This is a genomic window from Chthoniobacterales bacterium (assembly GCA_036569045.1).
Lineage (GTDB): Bacteria > Verrucomicrobiota > Verrucomicrobiia > Chthoniobacterales > JAATET01 > JAATET01.
Map to the genome: position 1 here is coordinate 1 of DATCRI010000001.1, position 4,779 is coordinate 4,779.

Annotated in this window: 7 protein-coding genes and 1 CRISPR repeat array; of the genes, 2 read left to right on the top strand and 5 right to left on the bottom strand. The window is 63.7% G+C overall.

The features are described from left to right. Both VIM61_00005 and VIM61_00010 read left to right on the top strand, forming a co-directional pair. On the top strand, nucleotides 1-373 hold a 373-nt coding region (locus VIM61_00005), incomplete at its 5' end, for a pseudouridine synthase (protein ID HEY8898784.1). Then, nucleotides 348-1,193: a uracil-DNA glycosylase gene (locus VIM61_00010; protein ID HEY8898785.1), complete on the top strand. Its 846-nt coding sequence runs from the start codon at nucleotides 348-350 to the stop codon at nucleotides 1,191-1,193. The genes VIM61_00005 and VIM61_00010, both read left to right, overlap by 26 nt. A gap of 103 nt (nucleotides 1,194-1,296) precedes the next feature. On the opposite strand, the gene VIM61_00015 is transcribed toward VIM61_00010, so the two are convergent. The 5 genes from VIM61_00015 to VIM61_00035 all read right to left on the bottom strand — a co-directional run. Continuing rightward, on the bottom strand, nucleotides 1,297-2,406 hold the full coding sequence (locus VIM61_00015) for an LptF/LptG family permease (protein HEY8898786.1): 1,110 nt from the start codon (nucleotides 2,404-2,406) through the stop codon (nucleotides 1,297-1,299). Nucleotides 2,407-2,539: 133 nt separating this feature from the next. Next, entirely contained in the window at nucleotides 2,540-2,770 is a 231-nt protein-coding gene (locus VIM61_00020; GenBank protein ID HEY8898787.1) for a hypothetical protein, read from the bottom strand. A 104-nt stretch (nucleotides 2,771-2,874) separates the two neighbouring features. Further along, a CRISPR array of direct repeats spans nucleotides 2,875-3,110; the repeat unit is 38 nt; unit sequence CGCTTTGCCTTGAATCCACTTTCAGGCCCGGCAAACTG. Between the two features lie 29 nt (nucleotides 3,111-3,139). Next, nucleotides 3,140-3,475 (bottom strand): CRISPR-associated endonuclease Cas2, encoded by a 336-nt coding sequence (cas2, locus tag VIM61_00025; GenBank protein ID HEY8898788.1) that lies wholly within the window; start codon nucleotides 3,473-3,475, stop codon nucleotides 3,140-3,142. Then, nucleotides 3,442-4,368 (bottom strand): type II CRISPR-associated endonuclease Cas1, encoded by a 927-nt coding sequence (gene cas1, locus VIM61_00030; protein HEY8898789.1) that lies wholly within the window; start codon nucleotides 4,366-4,368, stop codon nucleotides 3,442-3,444. The genes cas2 and cas1 overlap by 34 nt, the downstream gene beginning before the upstream one ends. A 24-nt stretch (nucleotides 4,369-4,392) precedes the next feature. Continuing rightward, nucleotides 4,393-4,779, bottom strand: a 387-nt coding sequence (locus VIM61_00035) for a hypothetical protein (protein HEY8898790.1), incomplete at its 5' end; no start/stop codon positions are given.

The following is a 4,779-nucleotide window of genomic DNA, read 5'->3' on the forward strand; positions in this document are numbered from 1 at the left end:
CCGCCACGCCGTGAATCGCCAGAAGATGAAGGTGACGACCGCCGAGAAAGGTCGCGAGGCGCTCACGCTCTACAAGGTGCTCACCTCGGCGGACGGCCTCTCGCTCGTGGAATGCCGGCCTCGCACCGGCCGCACGCACCAGATTCGCGTGCACCTCAGGCACCTCGGCCACCCCATCGTCGGCGATCCTGTCTACGGGAAGCGCGGCAAATACGAGCGGCATCTTCTCCACGCCTGGCGGCTGTCGTTCGACCACCCTCGCACCGGCGAACGCCTGAGTTTCACTTCGCCCGTTCCCGCCGATTTTCCGCTCGTCCCCTCCGCGTCCGACGAGAAAGATGGCCGCCATGGATCGCCTCCGTCCCGCCCTTGATGCCGCCCTCCCGCTCCTGCGGGATATTCAGGCCGGCCTCGGTCGCCAGCCCACCGCCCCTCACGCCGCGGTCGAGCGGCTGCGCGCCATCCAGAGGCTGGCAAAGCCCGCCGCTCCGGCGCCCGGCGCGGCCCCGAAGGCGGAAGCCGGCGCCGCCCGGCCGGTTCCCGCCGCCGAGGCAACCTCGCCCAGGATCATTCCGACGCGTGACTGGACCCTCGACACCCTGCGCGCCGCCGCGCTGGCCTGCACCGAGTGCCCGCATCTCGTCCGCTCGCGCACGCATGTCGTCTTCGGTGTCGGCAATCCGAATGCCGAGCTGATGTTTGTCGGCGAGGCGCCCGGCGCGGATGAGGACGTGCAGGGCGAGCCATTCGTCGGCAAGGCCGGCCAGCTTCTCACGAAGATCATCCAGACGATGGGCTTCTCCCGCGACGAGGTTTACATCGGCAACGTCCTCAAGTGCCGGCCCGACATGCCACCCGGCGAGAGCGGGAATCGCAAGCCGAAGTCCGCCGAAATGGAGACCTGCCTTCCGTGGCTCGCGAAGCAGATCGAGCTCATCCAGCCGAAGGTGCTCGTCGCCCTTGGCGCCACTGCGGTCGAGGGCCTGCTCGGCGAGACGCGCCCGATGAACCAGCTCCGTGGCCGCTGGCTCGACTACCAGAGCATCCCGGTCATGGCGACCTATCACCCCGCCTACCTGCTCCGCAACCAGTCCCTCAGCGAGAAACGCAAGGTCTGGGAGGATATGCTCCTCGTGATGGAGCGCCTCGGCGCCCCGATCAGCGAGAAGCAGCGCGGCTTCTTCCTGAAATAAGTTGAAGGCCAAAAGTTGAATTTGAAGTCGCCAACGGCGGCGAAGCCGCGTCGCGTCACTTAAACTTCAACTTTCCTGCTTCAACTCGCGGTAGCGCGAAGCGCTAGCGCTTCGCGAGCCGGTAGAAGAGCACGCCGCCCAGCGCGAGGAAGATCACGTTCGGCACCCAGATCAGCACCTGCGGATACGCGTGCGGATTGTCGCGAAAGAACGTGTTCGCGATGATGATGAAGAAGTAATACGAGAACGCGATCACGAGGCTGAGCGCGAAGCCCACCGACGTCTCCTTGCGATGCGTCGTGATGCCCAGCGGCACGGCCACCAGCGCAAAGGCCAGGCAGGCCAGCGACGCCGAGAAGCGCCGGTTGAATTCCACGCTCGCCGCCAGCGGCTGTCCGCCCGCGCCTTCGTCCATGTATTTTTTCAGCTCCGGCAGCGTGTAGGCCTCCAGGCGCTGGCCCTTCTTGTTCGCCTCGTAGAGCGAGTCGAGCGTGATCGGGAACATGCCCTGGCTCATCACGATGCCCTGCTGGATCTTGTAGATGTCGCGCGGATCGTCCGCGTCACGCTGCTCGTAACGGGCGTCGTAGAACTTCAGCAGGAGCTGCTGATTCTTCGGGTCGGAGACCAGCTCGCCTCGCTTCGCGAAGATCACCTTCAGCGGCGTGCCGTCGCTGTCGATGTCGAAGATCGTGAGGTCCTTCAACTCGTTCCCCTTCTTGCTGCGGATGTAGATGCGCTTGTCGGGAATCTGGTCCACCACCTCGTCCGCCGCGAAAAGCGCGATCGGGTTGTTCGTCGCCACCTCGAAGAGCGCCTGCGCCATCTTCTGGGCCGCCCGCGGCGCGACGTCCGCGTTGATCCAGAAACAAATGCCGGTCAGCGTGAGGGCCAGCGCGAAGACCGGGATGCAGATGCGCGGAATGCTCACGCCATTCGACCGCAGCGCGATCAGTTCGTTGTCCGCCGACATGCGGCCGAAGACCAGCAACAGCGCCGTCAGCAATCCCCACGGAATCGAGAACGTCAGCGAGAACGGCAGCACGAAGGCCATGAACGCCAGCACGATCTCCAGCGGCACGCTCTGATTGACGAGGCGGTCGAGCAGTTCCTTCAGCAGGTTGCCCAGCACCAGCACGAGGCTGAGGACGACGATGCCAATCATCATGGTGACGAACACGTTCTTCGTCACGTAGCGGTCGATAATCTTCATGTAAAAGCGAGGCGCAAACAACTACGCGGTCCCGGCAGACGAGTCAACGAACGCCCGATGGTTCGCCAAACGACGCCAGAGACGGCTCGGGCAACCCACAGCCCATCTCGCAGAAGCACTCGGGTCGGCATTTCTACTTCGCGAGTTCGCGCAGCGTGTTCCGGTAGCGGCGCATGATGTCCTGCGCCTCCGCCATCTGGCGCGAGACCTCGGGATTCACCGCACTCAGGTGCAACGTGCCGTCGGCGGCATCCGTCACAAAAAGCAGGTCGCCCTCCTGCGCATTGAGGAAGGCCAGCGCCTCTTTCGGCAGCACCACACCCACGGAATTGCCAATCCTGCGGAGCTTGAGTTCGAGCGTCATGAGGTCACTGTCTTCACCGATGTTATAACGTCAATATTCCAAGCTCTACCAGATGGAGGGGCTGAGCAGGAAACTGCCGTCGAGCTGCAGCGCGCCATGCGCGGCGCTTTGCCTTGAATCCACTTTCAGGCCCGGCAAACTGAATTCGGCAAACACCGGCGAGAGCATCTCGCTTTGCCTTGAATCCACTTTCAGGCCCGGCAAACTGTAGCTCTCCGCGTCGCCCGTGAAAATGTAGCTTTGCCTTGAATCCACTTTCAGGCCCGGCAAACTGTCAAGAACGAAACGAGCAGAGACATTCGCGCTTTGCCTTGAATCCACTTTCAGGCCCGGCAAACTCGCTGAGCGCAAGTCGCTCAGCGAGAGCCGCTACCAGAGTTGAATCTGCTCCGGGAGCTCCTCGGCTGGCACCACGCTGGCCGGGGAGCCGTGGATCACGAAGCTACGCTCCCATTGGGCGCGGGTGACGAAAATCGCCCGCACGCTTCCCTCCTCCGGCAGCTGCTTTTTTACCCGGTCGATGTGCGTCTCCTGCCGGGCAAAGGTCACGCAGGCCCGCGCATAGACGCTCCATTGAAGCATCGCGTAGCCGTCGTCCTTGAGCCATTCGCGGAAGTCATGCGCCGCCTTCCGCTGTTCCTTGGTGCCGACCGGCAGGTCGAATGCGACGATCAACCAGCCCATTTTGAATTTTTCGGTGTCCATGGCTTGTAGAACTTCGTGTCGCCGTTGAGCACGGCCCGGCGAAAGCCGCGCACGACGCCCTCGATGCAACCGCGCACTTCGAGGTCCAGATCGAGGTAGCCGACGCGCTCCAGCGGGAAGCCGGTGACCCATTTCCGAAACGCGGGTGTGACCTCCCAACGTTCCGCGCCGCGGTTCTGTCGCACCCACTGGGCGACGCGCCAATCCACGCACGGGCGGAACGGTTCCATGAGGTCGTAGGCGAGCGGAGTGCTTCGCTCGCGCACGACGTGCGAGATGCCAAAGGTGGGATCGAGCCCAACCGCGAAGAGCTTCTGCAGGATCGTCGAAAGCAACACGGCGTAGCCATAGTTGAGCAGATTATTGAGGCCGGCGGCGCTGGCGCCGTTGCGTTCGCGCTGGAACTCCGGCGCTTCCTGGCTGCGGCCAAAGATTTGCCAGAACAGCTTCGCGTAGATTGCCTCCTTGTGCGCCTTGCGGCCCCACGCGACCTCGCGCAGCGCGGCGAGCGACCGGTCGCCGGGGGCAAGGTGCGCGGCGAGCGCGAATTGGTTGCGGCACTTCGCGTCGATGGTCTGCGCCCAGAGCCGCGCAAGGAAGCGTTCGTCGAGATTGAGCAGGGCGCGGGAGAGCAGCGTATCCGTCGAGCGGTTTGCCGGCAGGACGAGGCTCGTGGGCTTGAAATCCTCGCAGATGATAAGGGCCACACCGTGCTTGGCCGCCTCGAGGAAGAGGTGGCTGTGAATCTGCGCGGAAAAGCTCGTGATAATGATCGAGGCGACATCCTCGAGCGGCAGTCGTTTTTCGCCCTCGGCGGTGCGGCAGGTGAGCTGGCCGTCCTTGCAGCTCAGCGAGCATTGCGGCGAGTCGATGCTGACGATGTGGAAACTCATGCCGCGCCGCGTCTCTCCCCTTGCCTACTCCTCAGGCAACAGGCTCTCCGCCGTTGCGATCAGTTCGCAGCCGGATTCCGTGCGCCACTTCACCCGGCCGTCGCCGAGAATGGCGATGATCTCCCCACGCGTGCTCCCCCGAAGCGTGCGCACCCGGTCGCCGGGGATGAACGACGGCAGCCGCACGGCGCTTCGGAACATGGCTCCCATCTCTTCGCGACGCATCACCCCTGTGACATAATGCGCCGCCGCGGATGCGACCTCCTTTCGTCGGAGGAGTGGCAGGTCGTAGAAGAGCGCATTCACGATTGCGCGACCGATTTCCGCAAACGTGTTCCCGTTGAAAAACAAAAAAGGCGCGCCGCGATGGCACGCCTGAAGAAAGTCGAATGTCTCCGCGAGGCTTAGCTC

Coding starts and splice junctions, on each gene's coding strand:
- VIM61_00010 (HEY8898785.1), top strand. CDS start 348: ATGGATCGCCTCCGTCCCGCCCTTGATGCCGCCCTCCCGCTCCTGCGG.
- VIM61_00015 (HEY8898786.1), bottom strand. CDS start 2,406: ATGAAGATTATCGACCGCTACGTGACGAAGAACGTGTTCGTCACCATG.
- VIM61_00020 (HEY8898787.1), bottom strand. CDS start 2,770: ATGACGCTCGAACTCAAGCTCCGCAGGATTGGCAATTCCGTGGGTGTG.
- cas2 (HEY8898788.1), bottom strand. CDS start 3,475: ATGGACACCGAAAAATTCAAAATGGGCTGGTTGATCGTCGCATTCGAC.
- cas1 (HEY8898789.1), bottom strand. CDS start 4,368: ATGAGTTTCCACATCGTCAGCATCGACTCGCCGCAATGCTCGCTGAGC.